21 protein-coding genes are annotated in these 19,640 nt (G+C 45.0%); all 21 read right to left on the minus strand.

The genetic code is table 11. The features are described 5' to 3' along the window. Position 1: 1 nt before the first annotated feature. Positions 2–619, minus strand: coding sequence for a cytochrome c biogenesis heme-transporting ATPase CcmA (gene ccmA / locus OCV36_RS11565; RefSeq protein WP_102553583.1), 618 nt, complete (start codon positions 617–619; stop codon positions 2–4). A 280-nt stretch (positions 620–899) separates the two neighbouring features. Continuing rightward, the gene (locus tag OCV36_RS11570; RefSeq protein WP_135457945.1) at positions 900–1,412 is read right to left on the minus strand and encodes a DUF2802 domain-containing protein; all 513 of its coding nucleotides are present in this window, start codon (positions 1,410–1,412) and stop codon (positions 900–902) included. After that, positions 1,412–1,906: a chemotaxis protein CheW gene (locus tag OCV36_RS11575; protein ID WP_017073624.1), complete on the minus strand. Its 495-nt coding sequence runs from the start codon at positions 1,904–1,906 to the stop codon at positions 1,412–1,414. The genes OCV36_RS11570 and OCV36_RS11575 overlap by 1 nt, the downstream gene beginning before the upstream one ends. Positions 1,907–1,960: 54 nt before the next feature. Further along, entirely contained in the window at positions 1,961–3,109 is a 1,149-nt protein-coding gene (locus OCV36_RS11580) for a chemotaxis protein CheW (RefSeq protein ID WP_135457943.1), read from the minus strand. Continuing rightward, positions 3,096–3,878: a ParA family protein gene (locus tag OCV36_RS11585; protein WP_017073186.1), complete on the minus strand. Its 783-nt coding sequence runs from the start codon at positions 3,876–3,878 to the stop codon at positions 3,096–3,098. Before OCV36_RS11585 ends, OCV36_RS11580 begins: the two co-directional genes overlap by 14 nt. Positions 3,879–3,888: 10 nt before the next feature. Beyond that, the gene (locus OCV36_RS11590; RefSeq protein ID WP_135457941.1) at positions 3,889–5,013 is read right to left on the minus strand and encodes a protein-glutamate methylesterase/protein-glutamine glutaminase; all 1,125 of its coding nucleotides are present in this window, start codon (positions 5,011–5,013) and stop codon (positions 3,889–3,891) included. A 13-nt stretch (positions 5,014–5,026) separates the two neighbouring features. Then, positions 5,027–7,204 carry a chemotaxis protein CheA gene (locus OCV36_RS11595; RefSeq protein WP_135457939.1) on the minus strand — a complete coding sequence of 726 codons (2,178 nt, stop codon included), beginning with the start codon at positions 7,202–7,204 and terminating at the stop codon, positions 5,027–5,029. Between the two features lie 9 nt (positions 7,205–7,213). Then, positions 7,214–7,945 carry a protein phosphatase CheZ gene (locus OCV36_RS11600; protein WP_017073189.1) on the minus strand — a complete coding sequence of 244 codons (732 nt, stop codon included), beginning with the start codon at positions 7,943–7,945 and terminating at the stop codon, positions 7,214–7,216. A 106-nt stretch (positions 7,946–8,051) separates the two neighbouring features. Further along, positions 8,052–8,420 carry a chemotaxis response regulator CheY gene (cheY, locus tag OCV36_RS11605; RefSeq protein WP_016767062.1) on the minus strand — a complete coding sequence of 123 codons (369 nt, stop codon included), beginning with the start codon at positions 8,418–8,420 and terminating at the stop codon, positions 8,052–8,054. 41 nt (positions 8,421–8,461) lie between these two features. Continuing rightward, positions 8,462–9,196, minus strand: a complete 735-nt coding sequence (locus OCV36_RS11610) for an RNA polymerase sigma factor FliA (protein WP_017073190.1) — start codon at positions 9,194–9,196, stop codon at positions 8,462–8,464. Beyond that, on the minus strand, positions 9,189–10,076 hold the full coding sequence (locus tag OCV36_RS11615; protein ID WP_017073191.1) for a MinD/ParA family protein: 888 nt from the start codon (positions 10,074–10,076) through the stop codon (positions 9,189–9,191). The genes OCV36_RS11610 and OCV36_RS11615 overlap by 8 nt, the downstream gene beginning before the upstream one ends. Positions 10,077–10,089: 13 nt before the next feature. Further along, complete coding sequence (gene flhF / locus OCV36_RS11620; RefSeq protein ID WP_135457938.1) at positions 10,090–11,646, minus strand: flagellar biosynthesis protein FlhF; 1,557 nt, start codon at positions 11,644–11,646, stop codon at positions 10,090–10,092. 27 nt (positions 11,647–11,673) lie between these two features. Continuing rightward, on the minus strand, positions 11,674–13,773 hold the full coding sequence (gene flhA, locus OCV36_RS11625) for a flagellar biosynthesis protein FlhA (RefSeq protein WP_017073193.1): 2,100 nt from the start codon (positions 13,771–13,773) through the stop codon (positions 11,674–11,676). A 257-nt stretch (positions 13,774–14,030) separates the two neighbouring features. Next, a complete protein-coding gene (flhB, locus tag OCV36_RS11630) occupies positions 14,031–15,161 on the minus strand; it encodes a flagellar biosynthesis protein FlhB (RefSeq protein ID WP_017073194.1) in 1,131 nt (376 codons plus the stop codon). A 9-nt stretch (positions 15,162–15,170) separates the two neighbouring features. Continuing rightward, entirely contained in the window at positions 15,171–15,953 is a 783-nt protein-coding gene (gene fliR / locus OCV36_RS11635; RefSeq protein ID WP_017073195.1) for a flagellar biosynthetic protein FliR, read from the minus strand. 6 nt (positions 15,954–15,959) lie between these two features. After that, complete coding sequence (gene fliQ / locus OCV36_RS11640) at positions 15,960–16,229, minus strand: flagellar biosynthesis protein FliQ (RefSeq protein ID WP_017073196.1); 270 nt, start codon at positions 16,227–16,229, stop codon at positions 15,960–15,962. 11 nt (positions 16,230–16,240) lie between these two features. Beyond that, positions 16,241–17,170, minus strand: a complete 930-nt coding sequence (fliP, locus tag OCV36_RS11645) for a flagellar type III secretion system pore protein FliP (protein ID WP_135457936.1) — start codon at positions 17,168–17,170, stop codon at positions 16,241–16,243. Continuing rightward, positions 17,157–17,636, minus strand: coding sequence for a flagellar biosynthetic protein FliO (gene fliO / locus OCV36_RS11650; protein WP_017073198.1), 480 nt, complete (start codon positions 17,634–17,636; stop codon positions 17,157–17,159). The genes fliP and fliO overlap by 14 nt, the downstream gene beginning before the upstream one ends. Next, positions 17,636–18,046: a flagellar motor switch protein FliN gene (gene fliN / locus OCV36_RS11655; protein WP_004736208.1), complete on the minus strand. Its 411-nt coding sequence runs from the start codon at positions 18,044–18,046 to the stop codon at positions 17,636–17,638. Before fliN ends, fliO begins: the two co-directional genes overlap by 1 nt. A 29-nt stretch (positions 18,047–18,075) precedes the next feature. Further along, positions 18,076–19,119 (minus strand): flagellar motor switch protein FliM, encoded by a 1,044-nt coding sequence (gene fliM / locus OCV36_RS11660; protein ID WP_010439360.1) that lies wholly within the window; start codon positions 19,117–19,119, stop codon positions 18,076–18,078. 7 nt (positions 19,120–19,126) lie between these two features. Next, the gene (fliL, locus tag OCV36_RS11665; protein WP_135457934.1) at positions 19,127–19,615 is read right to left on the minus strand and encodes a flagellar basal body-associated protein FliL; all 489 of its coding nucleotides are present in this window, start codon (positions 19,613–19,615) and stop codon (positions 19,127–19,129) included. Between the last annotated feature and the right edge of the window lie 25 nt (positions 19,616–19,640).

Genomic DNA, 19,640 nt, shown 5'->3' on the forward strand with positions numbered 1-19,640 from the left:
ATTAATCACCCAACTTAATTTTTCTTAGTTTAGGGCTATCAGCAAACATGTCTTGGTGTGTGGTTAACAACACAATACCGCCGTTATCTGCATGCTGAGAAAAAAGAGACTCCAAAACTTTGACACCCTGCTTATCTATAGCTGTTAGCGGCTCGTCTAAAATCCACAACATTTGCTTACTCAACCACAGTCGTGCTAATGCCACTCGGCGCTGTTGACCCGCTGAAAGTTGACCGGCGGGCACATCTTCTCTTCCAGCAAGACCTACTTGAGCCAAAGCTTGATAAAGCTCTTCTTTAGTTGTGCCGTCACTATGAATCGACTGGTAAAAACTCAGATTCTCATAAGCACTGAGCTCGCGTTTAACGCCAGTTTGATGCCCAAGAAAAAGGAGATTTTGATGATAAACATCTCGACTCGATTCAATAGAATCGCCATCCCAAGAAATAGTGCCTTCATCACGGTCGCCTAACCCTGTAATAATCCTAAGGAGTGTCGTTTTCCCGGTACCGTTTCGACCTTCAACTTGAACCAATTCACCCGGTTTCAATTGAAAAGATAACGATTCAAACAGAACCCTGTCGTCACGAATAGCAGTTAAATTTGAGACTTCTAGCATAGGTAAATTTAGTCGAGTAATGAAAGGGCTATAGTAGCACACCAATATGGTGACAAAACAGGACTAGGCGTTTTCGATAGAACAAACTCCGTAAGAAACTGTTACCACCGCATCACAATTTACACATTTTTATCCCAATAGAAGATATCCTCATAGATACAGTCACTTATAAACATCGTTCTATAAATAAAATGACAGGTATAAAAAAAGAAGCCGAGGCTTCTTTTTAAGAGTTGTGCACAATAAACATAAAGTGCCTAATACGCTTTCAGCGCTCAATTTAACGACGTCGAGGAGGGTCTCTGCGATCACGAGAGGCTGTTGGCTGTTCATCAAACGATGAAGGATTACTTGTTAGCGAAGGAATTTTTTCCTTACCAGCAAGCTTATTCTGCAAAGACATCATTAGCTCGGCTTCAGCTTTAGGCAATTCACATTCTTCGATCAATTCGTTAATCCCAGCGCCAAGTTGAACCATTTTCGTTGCTCGTGTGTACAAGCGTCCGTCGGTATCAACATGCTCTAGCTCAACAATACGTTCATTCAAGTGTTTTATCAGATCTTGCTGTTCAGTCACTTTTTGGCCAAGGCCAATTACTACAGAGCGAACCTCAAGTAATTGCTTACTCGATTTTTGAAGCTCTTTGTCCAAATTTCGAACTTGCAGGCGTGACTGATCGAGCTGCTTTTGAATCGCACTTTTTACTTTGCTAATCAAAACAACAATGAATAACGTAAAAACCCCGACTCCAACGAGTAGAGCAACAGGGCTTATAGGGAGCGCTTCAAACATTACAGATGAGCCATCTCATCCCATTCGTCTTCGCTTAGTAGTTTGTTTAAATCTACTAAAATAAGCAGCTTGCCTTCACGGTTACTTACACCTTGGATGAACTTAGCACTTTCATCAGTACCCACACTTGGAGTTGTGTCGATCTCAGAAGAACGTAGGTAAACCACCTCAGCAACGCTATCCACTAGAATACCGATAACTTGACGCTCAGATTCAATAACGATGATACGAGTGTTATCCGTGATTTCACCTTGCATCAAACCAAAGCGAGAACGAGTGTCGATAACGGTAACAACGTTACCACGTAGGTTGATAATACCTAGAACGTAGTCTGGAGCACCCGGTACTGGAGCAATCTCGCTATAACGCAGAACTTCACGAACCTGCATTACGTTAATGCCGTAAGTTTCTTCTTCCAGTTGGAATGTCACCCATTGAAGTACTTCATCATTCGTTTGATCTTTTCTTACTTCAATTTCACTCATATGAGACATAGATAATCCTCTTGCCGTCGTTACCGACCACTATTATTAACTTGATGCTTATTACTAGCTTAATGCTTTTACATCTAGCCCTGCATTTAGCATGGCGATTAATGCTTCAACATGGATCAAAGCACACATTTTTTCTTTTACCATACCGGCGAGCCATGGGCGTTTCCCTGCCATTTCTCGCCAACGTACTTTATCTGTATTAAGTAGCTCGGTGCCTTTTAACTCGGTGCCCGCAAGGCCCCACAAGCTTTCTCCAAGCATGACTATATATTGATAGTTTTCTTTGTATTCGTCACCCGATAGTTTCTCAGACATCACCCACTTTGCGGTATCGACCACATCTAATTGGCTATCACGGTTGGTTTGCAAACCCAAATACCAAGCAGGCTTACCAATAATGTGACTTAACTCTTCAAGTCGATGGATACCACCTAGCTCATCAAGTGGCACCGCAAAAGTCACACCGTTCACATCAAAATACAAGACTTGAAAATCTTCTGTTCGAGCCGTACTTTCCCACGAGGTGAACTGGTCAGCGCCTCCGGCTTGAGTTTCCGGCTCGATAGCACTCTCGATGTCAGGATCTTGAGCGTCCATTTCAGGATCTTCAACCTCTGTATCAGGATGTTCGGCTTTCGCTTCTATTTGTTCAGTTTCTACCAATTCATCCTGAGCTTGCGGCAATTCTACTTGAGGCTTTGCAGTAATGGATAAATCCGGTTCTGGAAGATTCCAATCTTGAATTTCAGGTTCCGCAGATACTTGAACTGTTTCGACAGCGGCATCGAACATTTGCATGTCTGCTTGCTGCGCAATTTTCTGCGTATTTTGATCCATCAATTCATCGAGGTTCAGATCATCAACAACATTGGTCGCCTCTAAACGGCTCAGTAGCTTCTGAACATCCTCAAGGTTTGGAACCTCAAACTCAGCCGCGCGTATTTCTGCGTAGCTTGAGTAATTTGTAGTAATTTGTGGCTCTGGCTCTGGCTCTGGCTCTGGCTCTGGCTCTGGCTCTGGCTCTGGCTCTGGCTCTGGCTCTGGCTCTGGCTCTTCAGATTGTGGTTCGTCGCTAGGCTCGTCAACAAAAAACTCATCAGATTCAAAGTTTTCATCGCCTAATAGCGCAGTAAAGTAGTCATCCAGTGCTTGTTCACTTGATAGACTTGGTCGCTCCACTGTTAATTCTTTATTCGCGCTCATTTATCGCCAACCTCTCGAGATAAATAAGCAGCTGTTTATAAGCAAATACACCACGGCTACCCGATGCAAAATGAGATGCTGGTAAGCGTTTTAAGCTCGCATCTCTAAATTTGGTATCAATAGGAACAGCAGATGTCCAAACTTGGTTCGGATAGTCATCTTTAAGCTGAGTTAATGTTTGCAGCGATGCTTTGGTTCGCTTGTCGTACATCGTAGGGACAATCGTCACTTTAAACGGTGTTTTGCGTGACTTTTGCATGATAGCCAAAGTGCGGATCATGCGCTCTAAGCCTTTCATAGCCAAGAACTCAGTCTGTACTGGAATCAAAATACGATCGCTGCCAGCCAATGCGTTGACCATCATCACACCAAGAATTGGAGGACAATCGATAAGCACATAATCGTAGTCATTTTTTAAAGCAGCCAAAGCTCGCTTTAAGATCAAACCCATGCCGCTGCGATTACCCATGACACGGTCTAATGTCGCCAATGACATGTGTGCAGGAATAATATCGATACCTTCGACTTCCGTTTGCAAAATCAAAGGTCTTACCGTCTGAGCAGTAAACTCTCGCAGTTGAAAAAGATCAAACAGACTTGACTCCACGTTATCTGAGTCGTAACCCAGATACGTGGTTAGTGATGCATGTGGGTCAGTATCAACCAACAACACTCGGTGCCCTTTCAAAGCAAGTAGCCCTGCCAAGGTCACGGTCGTGGTTGTTTTACCAACACCACCTTTTTGGTTTGCAACACTCCAAACAATCATTTCGATTTACCTAAGCTAACCCAACTTCAACCAAAATTCTTTCCGCAATGCGGTCTAGAGGTAGGTCTTCAGTAGAAATGCCAGCTTTTGCTACAGCTTGAGGCATACCATATACAACACAACTATCTTCGTCTTGTGCCCAGATCGTCGAGCCCGCGGTCTTCAACATACGCGAACCTTCTCGACCATCAGCACCCATTCCGGTCAGAATCATAGACAAGACTTTGTCACCGTAGATTTTCGCAGCAGAACCGAAGGTTACATCCACACAAGGCTTGTAATTCATTCGATCGCCGCCATCAATAATTCTTAGGCGTGCGGACCCTGCGCGGCCATCAATCATCATCTGCTTACCGCCTGGTGCAAGATAAGCCACTCCAGGTTTCAACACATCTCCGTCTTGAGCTTCACGAACTTCAATCTTACACAATGTATTCAATCGGCTAGCAAAAGCGGCGGTAAACGTAGCTGGCATATGCTGAACTAACACAATTGGATGCGGGTAGTGTGCAGGGATGCGTGTCAAAATTTTCTGTAGTGCAACTGGGCCGCCTGTAGACGTACCAATTGCTGTCAACTGATACTTTTTACCCGATGCTCTGAACTTCGCAGTTGAAGCCACAGTTGGCTTCACAGCCGAAGCTGCCGCTGAAATCGGTTGACGTAATGGTGTTGATGTCGACGTAGAAGTTGTTGCCGTAGCTCTTGGTGCAACCGGTGTACGGCGCATAAACGCACGCTTTGCGGCAATCTGAATCACACGCTGTTGAAGCAATGCGACTGCATCATCTCGGTTACGCGCAATGTCTTCAAACTTCTTTGGTAGGAAGTCTAGAGCACCTGCGTCTAACGCATCCAACGTTGCTCTCGCGCCATCATGCGTTAACGATGAAAACATCAAAATAGGCGTCGGAGACGCGGCCATAATTTCACGAACGGCTGTAATACCGTCCATAACAGGCATCTCGATGTCCATCGTAATTACGTCCGGTCTTAGCTGTTTCGCTTTCTCAACCGCTTCTTTACCGTTTACTGCTACATCGATGACTTCTAGGCGAGCCTCTGAATTGATGATCTCGCTAACGCGACGACGAAAAAAGCTCGAATCATCAACGACTAATACTTTAATCGCCATATTTATCCTTAAATTAAATTCTTGACGCAGCTGCGTACTGCTTCAACAAGTCCGGCACATCTAGAATCAATGCAATGTGTCCGTCACTTGTAATTGTCGCGCCTGCCATTCCTGGCGTGCCTTGTAGTAGTTTATCAAGTGGCTTGATGACTACTTCTTCTTGACCAATAAGCGTATCGACAACAAAACCAACACGTTGACTACCAAGTTGTACGATAACAACATGTCCGTGCCCTTTGCGTAGCTCAACAATGCCCGCTTTAGGTGCCAGCCAGTTTTGCAAGTAGAACAACGGAATAGACTTATCGCGAACGATGATAGTCAGCTGACCATCAACCACATTTGTGCGGCTTAAATCTAAGTGGAAGATCTCGTTTACAGATGCCAATGGCAATGCGAATGGGTGACCTGCAACACCGACCATCAAAGTTGGTAGAATCGCTAGAGTCAATGGAACCTTGATCGTAATCTTGGTGCCTTGTCCCATCTCTGAATCGATATCAATCGAGCCATTCAGTGTGTTGATCGCTGTTTTCACAACGTCCATGCCTACACCACGACCTGAGATATCCGAGATCTGCTCTTTGCTTGAGAAGCCAGGAGCAAAAATCAGGTTGAAGCACTCTTTATTTGATAAACGAGATGCGGCATCTTCGTCCATCAGACCACGTTTAACCGCAATAGCACGAAGCTTATCAGGGTCCATACCACCACCGTCATCAACGATAGCCAGTTCAATGTGGTCACCTTCTTGAGAGGCGGAAAGAATCACTTTACCCGTTTGTGATTTACCCACAGCAACACGGTCTTCCGGCATTTCAATACCATGGTCGACAGAGTTTCTCACCAAGTGAATCAGGGGATCAGCAAGTGCTTCAACTAAGTTCTTATCAAGGTCCGTCTCTTCACCGCGCATCTCAAGAACAATGTCTTTCTTCAAGCTACGAGCAAGGTCGCGGACAACTCGAGGGAAACGACCAAATACTTTCTTGATCGGTTGCATACGAGTCTTCATTACCGCGCCTTGTAGGTCTGCGGTAACAACATCTAAGTTAGAGACGGCTTTCGCCATTTCTTCATCGTTACTGTTTAAGCCTAGGCTCACAAGTCGGTTACGAACCAACACCAATTCACCCACCATGTTCATGATGGTATCAAGTGTTGATGTATCGACACGAACCGTTGCGTCGGCTTGTTGTTTCTTCGCTGGCGTTTTAACTTCAGCTTTCGCGGGTGCTGCTTTTACAGCGACGGGCGCAGATGGCTGAGGCTTCGGCTTTGGAGCTGCTTGTGGAGCAGGAGCAACAGGCTCAGGCTTCGCTGCGGCAGGTTTAGTGGCCGCATCCAGCTCTTCAATAGTTGGCCCATTACCTGAACCATGTAACTGGTCAAGTAACTTCTCAAACTCTTCATCGCTCATCAGATCATCACCTTCAGACTTCGCCGAAACTGGTGCGGCAGAAGGTGCTGGCGGAGCTGGTGGCGCTAAACTTACCGCTGTCGGGCTTTTACCCGCACCATGCAGTTCATCTAATAATTTTTCAAATTCGTCGTCAGTAATATCACCGCTGTCAGAAACTGACTGAGGTGCTGGCGGCGGTGTTGGGGTAGAAGCCGTTGTCGGTGAGCCACCTTTGCCATGAAGTTCATCAAGTAGGCGCTCAAACTCATCTTCAGAGATATCATCAACTGAAGATGCATTAAGGCTTGAGCTTTCAACGATTGGTTCAGCAGGCGTCTCAAAAACTGGCTCAGCGATTACTGGGGCTGGGGACTCTACTAGGGCAACTTCATCGGCAGACTGTGGTTTACAGAGACGGTGAAGCTCATCCAATAAAACTTGATCAGCTGGCACTAAAGGCTCCTGATCTTGCACGGCTTGAAACTGTACATTTACTGTATCTAGAGCGCGTAGCATCGTATCCATCAAACCTGACGTTACGCTGCGTTGGCCGTTTCTTAGAATGTCGAACACATTCTCAGCACCATGACAAGTATCCACCAGCTCAGTTAATGCTAGGAAACCAGCACCACCTTTTACTGTATGGAAACCACGGAAAATAGCATTTAATAGGTCTTTGTCGTCAGGATTATTCTCAAGCTCTACCAGTTGTTCTGATAAGAGTTCAAGGATTTCTCCTGCTTCGACTAAAAAGTCCTGAAGAATATCTTCGTCTAAATCGTAGCTCATACGTTACCTTTAAAATCCAAGACTGGATAACAAATCGTCGACTTCATCTTGAGATGCAACAGCGTCTTCGCGTTCTTCTGGGTTCAAAATTGGACCTTCAGGAGCAATAGACGCTTTCTTCTCTGATTTTGGCGTTGGCTCTACCTGATTCGCACCGAATACAGTAAGAATCTCGACCAAACGTCCTTCAACCTCATTTACCAAGGTAATAACTTTGCTAATTATCTGCCCAGTTAAATCTTGGAAATCCTGAGCCATCAAGATTTCAGTCAGTTGTCCACGTAGTTCGGTACTATCGCCTTCTACTTGGACAAGCAATCCATCAATGCGGTGACATAAAGCTTTAAATTGTGCCAGCTCAATGCGGCCATGCATCAGTTCATTCCATTGAGGCCTTACTTGAAGTAAACACTCGTGTAGGTTGTCTGCTATTGGCATACAGCGATCGACAGCGTCCATCGTTTTATTTGCCGCAACTTCCGTTTTATCAATGACATATTGAAGGCGATCCCTTGCATCAGGGATTTCATCATTTGCGATAACGCTGATGCGCTCATCGAAATTAAATTGTGTCAAAGAGTCATGGAGGTCACGAGTCAAACTACCTATTTCTTGAAGCATTGGATTGTCTTGAAGACTAAAGTTGTCTTCATAAATGCTTCTAACAAGAGAATCAGCACCTTGCTGCTCGTCGTTCTCAAGCAGCTCTACTAATTGTTTTGCTTGTTCTAATGAAATCATCCTGAGTTCGGCCTTACTCCGCATACTGTGTACGCTTAGGCTATCGAGATAAACAGATAACTTTTCTGTCAGTGTTTACCTAGAGGTGCCTAAAACTTATTGATGCTTATAAGCGATCAAAAATCTTATCAAGTTTCTCTTTCAGCGTTGCAGCAGTGAAAGGCTTCACAATGTAACCATTTACACCCGCTTGAGCTGCTTCAATGATCTGCTCACGCTTCGCTTCTGCTGTGATCATAAGCACTGGAAGGTGCTTAAGTTCCGCATCCGCGCGAATGTGTTTTAGCAGGTCAATACCTTGCATGCCAGGCATGTTCCAGTCAGTTACCACGAAATCAAATTCGCCTTTTTTCAGCATAGGTAATGCGGTCAAGCCATCATCTGCTTCTTGAGTGTTGTTGAAACCTAGATCACGAAGTAGGTTTTTAACAATTCGGCGCATCGTTGAAAAGTCATCAACAATGAGAATTTTCATGTTTTTGTTCAAATTAGCCTCCACTGAGTAAATCAGTGTTGTTAGTCGTTCTGTGTCCAAGCACTTAACTTAGTGCGTAAACGCTGCATAGATTGGCTCAGTATTTGGCTAACGCGAGATTCGCTGACACCTAACACTTCCCCAATCTCTTTTAAATTGAGTTCTTCGTCGTAATAAAGCGAAAGCACTAGGCCTTCCCTTTCTGGAAGCTGTTTTATTGAATCGATCAAAGCTTGGCGGAATGACTCATCAGCAACGCCTTGAAAAGGCGTGTTATCTTGAGAATCTTCATTCGGAGATATTACATCATCTGAGACGCCTAAATCTTCGATCCCAACCAGTCTTGAGCAATTAATATCCGTTAAAGCACTATGATATTGGTCTAAACTGAGTCCCATATGCTTTGCCACTTCGGCATCACTTGGGTCGCGGTTGAGAGTCCCCTCCAATTTCGCGATTGCACTGCTGATTTCTCGGTTATTTTTATGAACCGATCTTGGTACCCAATCCCCACGACGAATGTCATCCAACATCGCCCCGCGAATTCGGATGCCTGCATACGTCTCAAAGCTTGCGCCTTTGGTACCATCATAGTTTTGTTGCGCTTCAATCAAGCCGATCATGCCGGCTTGAATTAAGTCATCAACCAATACATTAGGCGGTAATCGCCCCAACAAGTGATGAGCGATACGTTTAACCAACACAGAGTACTTCTCAAAAAAAGCCTGTTGGCTATTGTGATTAGCATGCTGGTCGTAAGTAAGCGCTTTATTCACCAAATGGTTCCTCTACAAATTCAGTACGGTTCAGCAGCCTTTCAACGAAAAACTCCAAGTGCCCACTTGGTGTTCTTGGTATTGGCCAGGTCAATGCTTTATTTGCCAATGAGCTGATTGCCAATGCAGCAGGAGAGCGAGGATACGCATCTACTACGATTTTCTGTCTCTTGACTGATTGACGTACTTTATCATCTAAAGGAATACATGCTACGAGTTCCAGGCTCACATTCAAGAAGCGCTCTGTGACCAAAGTCAACTTTGCAAATAATTCTCGGCCTTCGCGGTAGCTTCTGACCATATTTGCAACAACTTTGAATCGCTGAACTTGATGCTCTCTACTCAACAGCTTGATTAAGGCATATGCATCTGTAATCGAGGTTGGTTCATCACAAACGACCACAACTACATCCTGCGCAGCTCTTGAGAAGCTGATTACCATATCAGATATACCAGCAGCCGTGTCGACAAGTAAGATATCCATCTCATCTTCTAGCGAACCAAACGCACGAATCAAGCCCGCATGTTGGGCGTGTGACAGTTCAGTCATGCTTTGTGTGCCAGATGTCGCTGGAATTATTCTAATTCCATGCGGTCCTTCAACAATCGCATCCTTCAGTTCACACTCGCCAGCCAACACATGTCCAAGATTTCGTTTAGAGCGAATACCCAGCATAATGTCTACATTGGCGAGCCCTAGATCGGCGTCCAGCACCATGACTTTTTTGCCTTGGCGAGCCATACAAATAGCCATACCTAACGTCACATTAGATTTACCTACTCCACCCTTACCACCCGTTACAGCAATAACTTTTGTTAATGAAGGCTTGGTTAAGCGACGGAGGCCGCTAGCTTGATCATGTATCATATTTTCATTCATATTTATCCGCCGCCTAGAGCCCTTCAGAATCGCTATTCCAGTAATGAGGTTCATTCTCTGTAGATTTTTCTAATAACTCGTTAGCCTTAGCAATCATGTACTTTGGCTGAGCTATGACGATATCTTCAGGAACTCGTTGACCATTTGCTATGTAAGCAACTGGTAATGCATTTTGTATTACTACACTGATGAACTCTCCTAAACTTAGAGATTCATCCAGCTTAGTTAGGATGCATCCCGACAACGGGATTCTTCGAAAGTGTTCTATCGTCTCTTGTAGTACTTTACGTTGCGCGGTTGCGGGCAACACAAGGTAACTATTAATGACTGAACCACTCTCTTGCATCAATGTGTCTAACTGCTCAGATAAGCGAACATCTCGCTGTCCCATACCGGCAGTATCAACCAGAATTAGGCGACGATTACGTAATTGATATATTACATCGGCCAATTCACTAGAATCTTTAGCAACTCTTACCGGACAACCCATAATTCGACCATAAATTGATAACTGCTCATGTGCACCTATGCGATATGTGTCAGTTGTCACTAGTGCAACATTGTCTGCGCCATATTCCATGGCGGCACGTGCAGCTAGTTTAGCAACGGTCGTTGTTTTACCTACGCCGGTCGGGCCCAGTAAGGCCACAATACCGCCGCGTTTTAAAATATCTTTTTGTGTTACAGAGATTTGGTCAGCAACCAATGCTAGCAAAGCTTTCCAAGCACGCGCTGGTTTGGTGTCTTCAGGAATGTAGCAGGCCATCTGGTCCGCAAGCTCAGCTGAAACACCCATGCGCTCAAGACGCTTTATCAGCATCGCTCTCAAAGGTTCGCGACGTTCAACTTCTTGCCACATTAATCCTGATACTTGATGTTCTAACAAGCGACGAATTGAAGTCATCTCTTCACGCATCGTTTCCATTTCGGTGTCAGAACCTTTGGATTGAACGGGGTCACGACCACGATCGTAACGAGTAGGATCCAAACGAGGCGCTGGGCGCTCTACTCTGCGGTCTTCAGCAATCAACTTAGATAGGCCAGTTTCACGAGCAAACGCAGAATCTATATTGCTATTACGAGACGGTGACTGTTGGTTGCTTTGAGACCCTTTATGACTAGGCAAGCTTTGATGACCGTGAGACTGATGACTGCTGCCAGTTTGGCGATTAAGTAACGCTGACAACGAATCTTCATTTTCTGCACGATGTTGCGAATCTTCGTCTGCGCCATGGCTATATTGCTTAAGCATGTTCGCGAAACGCTTGGTCATTGAGCGTCCGCCTTCAGTATTCGACTGTAGGCTGACTTTGTCATCATCTAATTGGCGACGTCCTGCAGGAACCGCAGGCGCTGCCATTTGCGTGTATTGACTTTGCGCAGGCTGCTGAGGTTTGTTTAATCTTGGGCTTGCTGTCGATGGACTAGATTCACCATCAATAGCGGCAACAATTTCCACGCCACCTGCGACCTTTTTGTTAGACATGATCACAGCTTCTGAGCCAAGTTCTTCTTTAACTTGGAGCAGCGCAGTTCGCATATCTTTTGCAAAAAATCGTTTAATTTTCAATTCGATCGTCCGTTCTAATTAGGCGGCTTAATTACCAACAGCTTGTACTATGCGTATCTGCTTTTCGTCCGGTATCTCTTGGTAAGATAAAACTCTCAAGCTTGGGATCGTGTTTTTCACGAACTTAGCCAAAGTCGAGCGTAATACACCAGAGGTCAGTAACACAGCTGGCTCCCCTTTCAGCTCTTGCTCTTGTGTGGCGTGGCTGAGAGAACTCTGTAAACGTTCGGCTAAACCAGGTTCGATACCAGCAGATTCACCGCCGGATGCCTGCATGGTTTGATGCAAGATTTGTTCCAGCTCAGGAATTAGGGTTATCACAGGTAGTTCTGGCTCTATACCATTGATTTCTTGAACAATTAGTCGTTTCAATGAGATACGAACAGCCGCTGTCAATATGTCAGGTTCTTGACTCTTACTTGAGTACTCCGACAAAGTTTGGACTATCGTTCGAATGTCACGAATTGGAATCGCTTCATTCAATAGATTCTGCAGTACTTTCACCACCACACCAAGTGGCAGTTGATCCGGAACAAAACCTTCAACCAGTTTAGGGGTTGAACGACTAAGCATTTCAAGGAGGTTCTGAACTTCTTCGTGACCAATTAGCTGCGATGCATTGTTGGTTAGCTGTTGACTGAGGTGTGTTGCCAATACTGTTGATGAATCTACAACCGTATAACCTAAGGCTTGCGCATGTTCACGCTGCTCTTCACGAATCCACACCGCTTCAAGGCCAAAAGCAGGGTCAATCGTCGGCTCGCCATCGATCATCCCGTAGACTTGACCCGGGTTAATGGCTAATTCCATATCAGGCTTAATCTCAGCCTCACCAACAGCGACCCCCATCAGGGTAATTCGGTAGCTATTTGGCGTCAATTCTAGGTTGTCGCGGATGTGTACCGCTGGGATCAAAAAGCCAAAATCTTGAGAGAGCTTCTTACGCACCCCTTTTACACGTTCAAGCAGTTCACCGCCTTGATCTCTATCTACAAGAGGAATCAAACGATAACCAACTTCTAAACCAATAATATCGACGGGTTGAACATCGTCCCAAGAGAGCTCTTTCTGGGAACCCTTTTCACCGTTAGCCTCAACGGTAGCAGGAAGGTTTGGTTTTTCAGCCTTCTTCTTGTTCTTTTTATCGATGTAGTACGCACCCGCGCCCGCAACCAAGGCAAGACTCAAGAATGAGAAATGTGGCATACCAGGAACAATACCCATGATGCCAAGGATAGCGGCAGTGATCATTAGGGCTTTCGGGTTATCGAACATTTGGAAGACAAGTTGCTCACCCATGTCTTCATCAGTATTTTGACGCGTAACCATCATCGCTGCTGCGATAGACAATAATAGAGACGGAATTTGTGCAACCAGACCATCACCGATAGTCAATAGTGTGTAGATTTCGATTGCTTCACCAAAACCAAGGTCAAACTGAACCATACCAATACTTAAGCCACCAATAATGTTGATGAACAAGATCAAGATACCGGCGATCGCATCACCTTTAACAAACTTAGAGGCACCATCCATCGAGCCGTAGAAATCGGCTTCCTTGGTTACATCAAAACGGCGGGTACGAGCCTGATCTTGGTCGATCAAACCCGCATTCAAATCGGCATCGATTGCCATTTGTTTACCCGGTAAAGCGTCCAATGTAAAACGCGCACTTACTTCCGAGATACGACCCGCACCTTTGGTTACAACCATGAAGTTGATGATCATCAGAATCAAGAACACCACTAAACCAACCGCATAGTTACCACCAATAACGACGTTACCAAACGCTTCAATAACGTTACCAGCAGCGTCGCCACCTTCATGGCCGTGAAGCAATACCACACGCGTAGAAGCAACGTTCAAGGCTAAACGAAGTAGAGTCGCAATCAAAAGTACGGTAGGAAATGCGGCGAAGTCTAAAGGCCTACGGGTATATACAGAAACCAGTAGTACAACCATAGACAGGGCAATATTGAAGGTGAAAAACATATCCAACAAAAATGCTGGAATGGGTAACACCACCATAGCAAGCGTTGAAAGTACCATAACGGGTGCGCCAATCGCAGGCATGGCACGGTTAGGGATTTTAGGCAGCTTGTCCGCAAAAGGCAGGGAGAATTTCATAAATCTGGGCAGTTTCGCTATGTTGTAGCTATCTCACCAAGCGAATTGAGGCTCAGGTCTAAGCTATGTTGCAATGGTTTAAAATGATCAGGTTTAAAATAGTCAACTTTATAACGATCAGCTTTATAATGTTCGGGGTTGATATAGCAAACACTGTACCAACATCTCACGTCAATTTATTGCCATCACCTCAATAAAAAGAGGCTTTGTCATCTCGGTATTATCAGCCTTCATTCAGCTGAGCTCAAGCAATTGATCTAATGACGTAAGTCAGGTGGGATCGGCATATTAGAATCTTGCAATTTTGGCCTATCACCACCTTTTTTTCGGTACTGTTTAAGCTGGAATACATATGCAAGAACTTGCGCCACTGCCGTAAATAGACCGTCAGGAATTTGTTGTTCCAACTCAGTGGTGTGATAAAGCGCTCTAGCCAACGGCGGTGCTGGAATAATATAGATGTCATTTTCACGGGCGATTTCACGGATCTTCATCGCCATATGGTCAACCCCTTTAGCGACCACAATTGGTGCCTTGTCTTGATTCTGCTTATAACGCAAAGCCACTGAAAAGTGCTCGGGGTTAGTAACAATCACATCCGCTTGAGGAACATCCGCCATCATACGTCGTTGAGCGGCTTCCCGTTGTAGCATGCGAATTCGACCTTTAACTTCGGGCTTACCTTCGGTGTCTTTGAATTCATCTTTGACTTCTTGTTTGGTCATCTTCAGTTGATCCGCGTGTTGCCAGATCTGGAATGGGATATCAATGGCTACCACGATGAGTAAAGTACAACTGATCAATAGAATGAAGTTAAGCAATATATCTAAAGCGTGGAATATATTCTGCGGGTACACATCCAGGCTCAGCTGCATCAAATCGTGCTGAGAAGCTTGAATGAGATAAATGGCCATGCCCGATACTAGGGCTACCTTCAAAATAGATTTCAGTAGTTCGACCCAACTTTGTAGGCCAAACATACGCTTGATACCACTCAATGGATTTAGCTTAGACGCTTTAGGCATCGCTGCTTGCATCGAAAAGTTAACCCCACCAACGCCAGCAGCGCCGATAACTGCAGCAACGAACAAAGTAATAAGGATCAAGAATAAAGGAAACAATAGGTTCACCAATGCGCCACCCGCTATTTCTAGGAGTTTATTGGTATCAAATATTTCGTCACGGCTCAGAGAAAACAAGCGTTGCATGGCCTCGAACAAAGCCTTCGCCATTGATTCGCCAAACCACATTAAGGAAATTGCACCGACAATGAGTACCGACGCCGACGCTAACTCTTTTGATCTTGCAACCTGCCCTTTTTCTTTGGCCTGTTGCAAGCGTTTGGGCGTGGCGTCTTCTGTGCGTTCTTGACCGTCTGACTCTGCCATTTCAGTCTCCTAGCAATCTAATCGGATTAGACGACATATCTGTTGTTCGCCTTGCACCCAGAATAGTTCATAGTGGCTAAATAAGCCGCCAAGGATGTACCAACAAAGCAACAGGCCCACGAGTAGTGCAAATGCAAAACCCAAAGAAAATATATTAAGCTGAGGTGCGGCGCGCGTCATTACACCAAACGAAAGGTTAATCGTTAGCAGCGCAATAATGCCCGATAAGGACATCGCTAATGCCGTTTTGAACATGATGCCAAGCCACAGTGCCAGTTCTCTAAAGTCTACAGCCGTCAAAGAACCGCTACCAATCGGCAAGGTCTTAAAGCTAAACACCACCAACTGCAACATTTTCAAGTGACCATCAGTCGCTAAGAAAAACATGGTAGCCAACAGCATAAACAGTTGGCCAAGTACTGGCGTGTTCTGCCCGTTAGCTGGGTCAACCATAGAAGCGAAGCCCAAGCTCGATTGCATACCGAGAATCTGACCGAGCATAACAAAGGTTTGAATCAGGAACTGGGTGACAAACCCCATGGCAACGCCAATCACGATTTGTTCAAATACCGTCAAGAATCCTTGGAAAGACAGCAGTTCTATCTCTTTAGGAACGGCAGGAATCGCAGGCATCACAGCAAAGGTAATCGCCAAACCTAAATACAGACGGATACGCGGGGACACAAAGCGTGCCCCTGTTACCGTCATCACCATCAGCATTGCTGAGATGCGAGTGTATGGCCAAAAATAATTGGCTAACCACTCTAGTACAAGGCTCGTTGGGTATTCCATATAGGTTTAATACAAAACTTGCGGCAAGCGTTCGATGAGTTCAAAAAAGAACTCCATCATCATCTGAGTCATCCAGTGAGCAAACATCATCAACGCCAATAACGTCACGATCAAACGCGGCAGGAAGCTCAGAGTTTGTTCGTTGATAGACGTCGCCGCTTGGAAGACAGCAACAACCAAACCAATCAGCAGACTAGGAATAATAATGGCGCAAACCATTACAAGTACCATCCAAAGTGCGTCTCGAAACAAATCTACGAATATTTCAGGATTCATTATTCCCCCAGCTACAAGGCAAAACTGCCGGCGAGAGTGGAGAGTATCAAGTTCCAACCATCAACAAGGACAAACAGCATCAACTTAAACGGCAGCGATACAATCATCGGTGACAACATCATCATACCCATAGCCATCAATACCGAGGCCACCACCAAATCGATAATCAAAAATGGCAAGAACAGCATAAAGCCTATCTGGAAAGCCGTTTTCAACTCTGACGTGATAAATGCAGGGATCAGAACCGCCATTGAAACGTCTTCAGGGTTAGTCACTTCCGCTCCTGAGATCTCAACAAAGGTCTCAAGATCTTTGATTCGGGTCTGTTTAAGCATGAAAGACTTGATCGGGCCTTGAGCAACATCAAAGGCCTGTCGTGCTGATATCTGCTCATTGAGATAAGGCTGAACCGCTTGCTCGTTGACCTGATTGATCACCGGCGACATGATGAAGAAAGTCAAAAATATCGCGATACCAATAATCACTTGGTTCGAAGGCGTTTGTTGTAGGCCCATTGCCTGACGCAAGATAGACATCACCACAACAATACGGGTAAACGACGTCATCAAAATCACCATTGCAGGCAAGAAGCCAAGCATGGTCATTAAGGCCAATATTTGCAGGTTGATGGAGTAGTCTTCACCACCGTTAGCATTAGTCGTCATGGTAAAGGCAGGAATACCACCACCATTACCCGTTAAGCTGCCTGTGGTCATGGTTTGCGACGTGGTTTGATCTTTTTCCATCGAGCTAATGGTTACCGACTCAGAGCCAGCCGTATTCGCAGGGATAACTGTGCCGTCTTCGGCCTGCGCAAATACCGACCCACTGAATACGATAGAGCAGAGAAGAATGAGCTGAACTAACAGCACTTTTACCGTTCGGAATGATCCGATTTGGTAAAAGTAAGATGAATTCGAAAATCCGTTACTTATTTGCATCTTTTTTTATTAGCTGGGAAAGCTGACTTGAAAACGTACTTTTTTCCAGCATCTCCTGAGTAAGAGGTTTATCGAGCTTAGAGATCAGCTGAATGGATTGCGTAGTAATGCCGACTAAGAACTGTTCATCACCCGCTTGAACAATCGCAATGCGTTCTTTAGTTCCAACAGGAATTTGTCTAACAATGGCTAGGCCTTGTTGATTCGACATCGCTGGCACTTGCATTCGCTTGAGTAACCAAGCAATAAATAAGATGAAGGCGATAACGAAAATCAGCGACCCAAAAGTGGTCGCTAAATCAAGAGAAGGAGGCGCGGCAAAAGCAATAGAAGGCGCAGACAACAGCCCTACTCCCAATGTTCCACGAGACAAGCTTGTGATTTCACGAAACAAGCCCGTCACTCCGCTAAACAAACCAGCTATCCCGCGAGACAAGCCCACCAATATTTTTGGCGAAAAACGCATTAACGTAACTTCTTAATTCGTTCTGTTTGGCTAATCACGTCAGTCAAACGAATACCAAATTTGTCGTTTACCACAACCACTTCACCGTGCGCAATCAGAGTACCGTTAACCATCACATCCAGTGATTCACCAGCAATTCTATCTAGCTCGACAACCGAACCTTGGTTCAGTTGCAGTAAATTACGGATACTAATCTGAGAGCGGCCAACTTCCATGGAAATGGTCACTGGGATATCCATGATGGTATCCAGTTTACGACGCTCATCTTCAGAAATCGGAGACGATGAATCAGTTAACTCATCAAGTGGTGCAGCGAGCACGTCGTCGACATCAATTGACGGTGCTAAAGGGTCTTCACCAAGTGCAGCAGCCCATTCGTCTGCTAACTTTTGATCTTCACTAGGTTCCATTACCAATTCCTATACTTTTATCTATTTTGCTATTCGTTATCGTCGCTATTTTCTAGCTCAGACATTAAGTCTTTGCCTAGAAATGCGAGATCAGTTTTAACCACATGCGGTCTTTGAATCTTTTCAGAAATCTGTACGGCGAGCTTCTCGCCTGAACGTCCCATTTTTACGCGATATGTAGGCAATTCCTCTACAAACATGGTCGCGTGCTCAGGCATGTTCATTGGAATAACATCACCTGGGCGCAACTCCATAAGATCACGCAGGGAAATATCTTGTTCAAGCAAGTTCACGCGAAAGTTGACTGGCACATCCATGATTTCATCACGAAGTGCTGAGCTCCAACGAACATCAGTTTCCATTTTGTCAGACTGAACACCGGCATCCAACAATTCACGAATCGGTTCTACCATGGAATAAGGCATAACGACGTGGAAGTCACCACCACCGCCATCCACTTCAATGTGAAATGAACTCACAACAATCACTTCTGTTGGGCTCACAATGTTCGCCATGCTTGGGTTCACTTCAGAATCCAAGTATTCAAACTCAACTCCCATTACTGGTGACCAAGCTTCTTTGTAATCTTCAAACACAATTTTCAGTAATAACTGAATAATTCGTCTTTCAGTCGGCGTGAATTCGCGGCCTTCAATCTTGGCGTGAAAACGGCCATCGCCACCAAAAAAATTCTCTACAAGAATAAAAACAAGACGTGCTTCCATGGTGATCAGCGCCGTACCTTTTAACGGACGGAAACGAACCATGTTTAAACTGGTGGGTACATACAATGTGTTCTGGTACTCACCAAACTTCATCATTTGTACGCCGTTGATCGACACTTCAGCCGTTTTACGCAACATATTAAACAAACTGATACGCATATGACGCGCAAAACGTTCGTTAATAAGTTCAAGGGTCGGCATTCGACCACGGACGATTCGATCTTGAGATGAGAAATCGAAATTGATCGCATTGTCATTTTCGGTCTCTAAGACATCTTCAACGTCTTCAACATCGTCTACGCCGTGTAAGAGCGCATCAATTTCGTCTTGGCTTAATAAATCGGTCACAAATTACCTATTGAATTACGAAGTCAGTGAATAACACTTTTTCAATCACAGGCTGGCCAACTGCTTGAGCCAGGCTTGCTTTAATATCTTCAGTCGCCTTATTGCGTAGTTCCACTCGCCCTGTTGGTGAGCGCAATTGATCAACCGTTGCAGATGCGAATGTTGCCAATAGCGTGCTTTCTACTAATGGAGAGTGGTAACGAGCAAGATCTTCATTCTTGCTGCCGCGTACCATTAATTGTGCTTTTATCTGAACTAGACGGTCTTTTTTATCACCCGTCACATTGAACAAAAAAGGCTGAGGAATATTAACATACATGACAGGTTCTACAGCGACCATCGCAGTAACGGGTTGAGATTGAGACTCAGAAGCTCCGTCATCTGAACCTAGAAAAAAGAACAGTGCGGCACCCACTCCAAGCAGTAAAACGACTACGGCAATAATGATAATAAGAAGCTTACTTTTCTTTTTAGTTGGATCTTGTTCTGCAGACATACTGTTCTCTAACTTCCTGTTATTT

It is taken from the genome of Vibrio echinoideorum (assembly GCF_024347455.1).
Taxonomy (GTDB): domain Bacteria; phylum Pseudomonadota; class Gammaproteobacteria; order Enterobacterales; family Vibrionaceae; genus Vibrio; species Vibrio echinoideorum.

Excerpts from the sequence above, each read along its gene's own strand:
- ccmA (WP_102553583.1), bottom strand. The coding sequence starts at position 619 with ATGCTAGAAGTCTCAAATTTAACTGCTATTCGTGACGACAGGGTTCTG.
- OCV36_RS11570 (WP_135457945.1), bottom strand. The coding sequence starts at position 1,412 with ATGTTTGAAGCGCTCCCTATAAGCCCTGTTGCTCTACTCGTTGGAGTC.
- OCV36_RS11575 (WP_017073624.1), bottom strand. The coding sequence starts at position 1,906 with ATGTCTCATATGAGTGAAATTGAAGTAAGAAAAGATCAAACGAATGAT.
- OCV36_RS11580 (WP_135457943.1), bottom strand. The coding sequence starts at position 3,109 with ATGAGCGCGAATAAAGAATTAACAGTGGAGCGACCAAGTCTATCAAGT.
- OCV36_RS11585 (WP_017073186.1), bottom strand. The coding sequence starts at position 3,878 with ATGATTGTTTGGAGTGTTGCAAACCAAAAAGGTGGTGTTGGTAAAACA.
- OCV36_RS11590 (WP_135457941.1), bottom strand. The coding sequence starts at position 5,013 with ATGGCGATTAAAGTATTAGTCGTTGATGATTCGAGCTTTTTTCGTCGT.
- OCV36_RS11595 (WP_135457939.1), bottom strand. The coding sequence starts at position 7,204 with ATGAGCTACGATTTAGACGAAGATATTCTTCAGGACTTTTTAGTCGAA.
- OCV36_RS11600 (WP_017073189.1), bottom strand. The coding sequence starts at position 7,945 with ATGATTTCATTAGAACAAGCAAAACAATTAGTAGAGCTGCTTGAGAAC.
- cheY (WP_016767062.1), bottom strand. The coding sequence starts at position 8,420 with ATGAAAATTCTCATTGTTGATGACTTTTCAACGATGCGCCGAATTGTT.
- OCV36_RS11615 (WP_017073191.1), bottom strand. The coding sequence starts at position 10,076 with ATGAATGAAAATATGATACATGATCAAGCTAGCGGCCTCCGTCGCTTA.
- flhA (WP_017073193.1), bottom strand. The coding sequence starts at position 13,773 with ATGAAATTCTCCCTGCCTTTTGCGGACAAGCTGCCTAAAATCCCTAAC.
- flhB (WP_017073194.1), bottom strand. The coding sequence starts at position 15,161 with ATGGCAGAGTCAGACGGTCAAGAACGCACAGAAGACGCCACGCCCAAA.
- fliR (WP_017073195.1), bottom strand. The coding sequence starts at position 15,953 with ATGGAATACCCAACGAGCCTTGTACTAGAGTGGTTAGCCAATTATTTT.
- fliQ (WP_017073196.1), bottom strand. The coding sequence starts at position 16,229 with ATGAATCCTGAAATATTCGTAGATTTGTTTCGAGACGCACTTTGGATG.
- fliP (WP_135457936.1), bottom strand. The coding sequence starts at position 17,170 with ATGCAAATAAGTAACGGATTTTCGAATTCATCTTACTTTTACCAAATC.
- fliO (WP_017073198.1), bottom strand. The coding sequence starts at position 17,636 with ATGCGTTTTTCGCCAAAAATATTGGTGGGCTTGTCTCGCGGGATAGCT.
- fliN (WP_004736208.1), bottom strand. The coding sequence starts at position 18,046 with ATGGAACCTAGTGAAGATCAAAAGTTAGCAGACGAATGGGCTGCTGCA.
- fliL (WP_135457934.1), bottom strand. The coding sequence starts at position 19,615 with ATGTCTGCAGAACAAGATCCAACTAAAAAGAAAAGTAAGCTTCTTATT.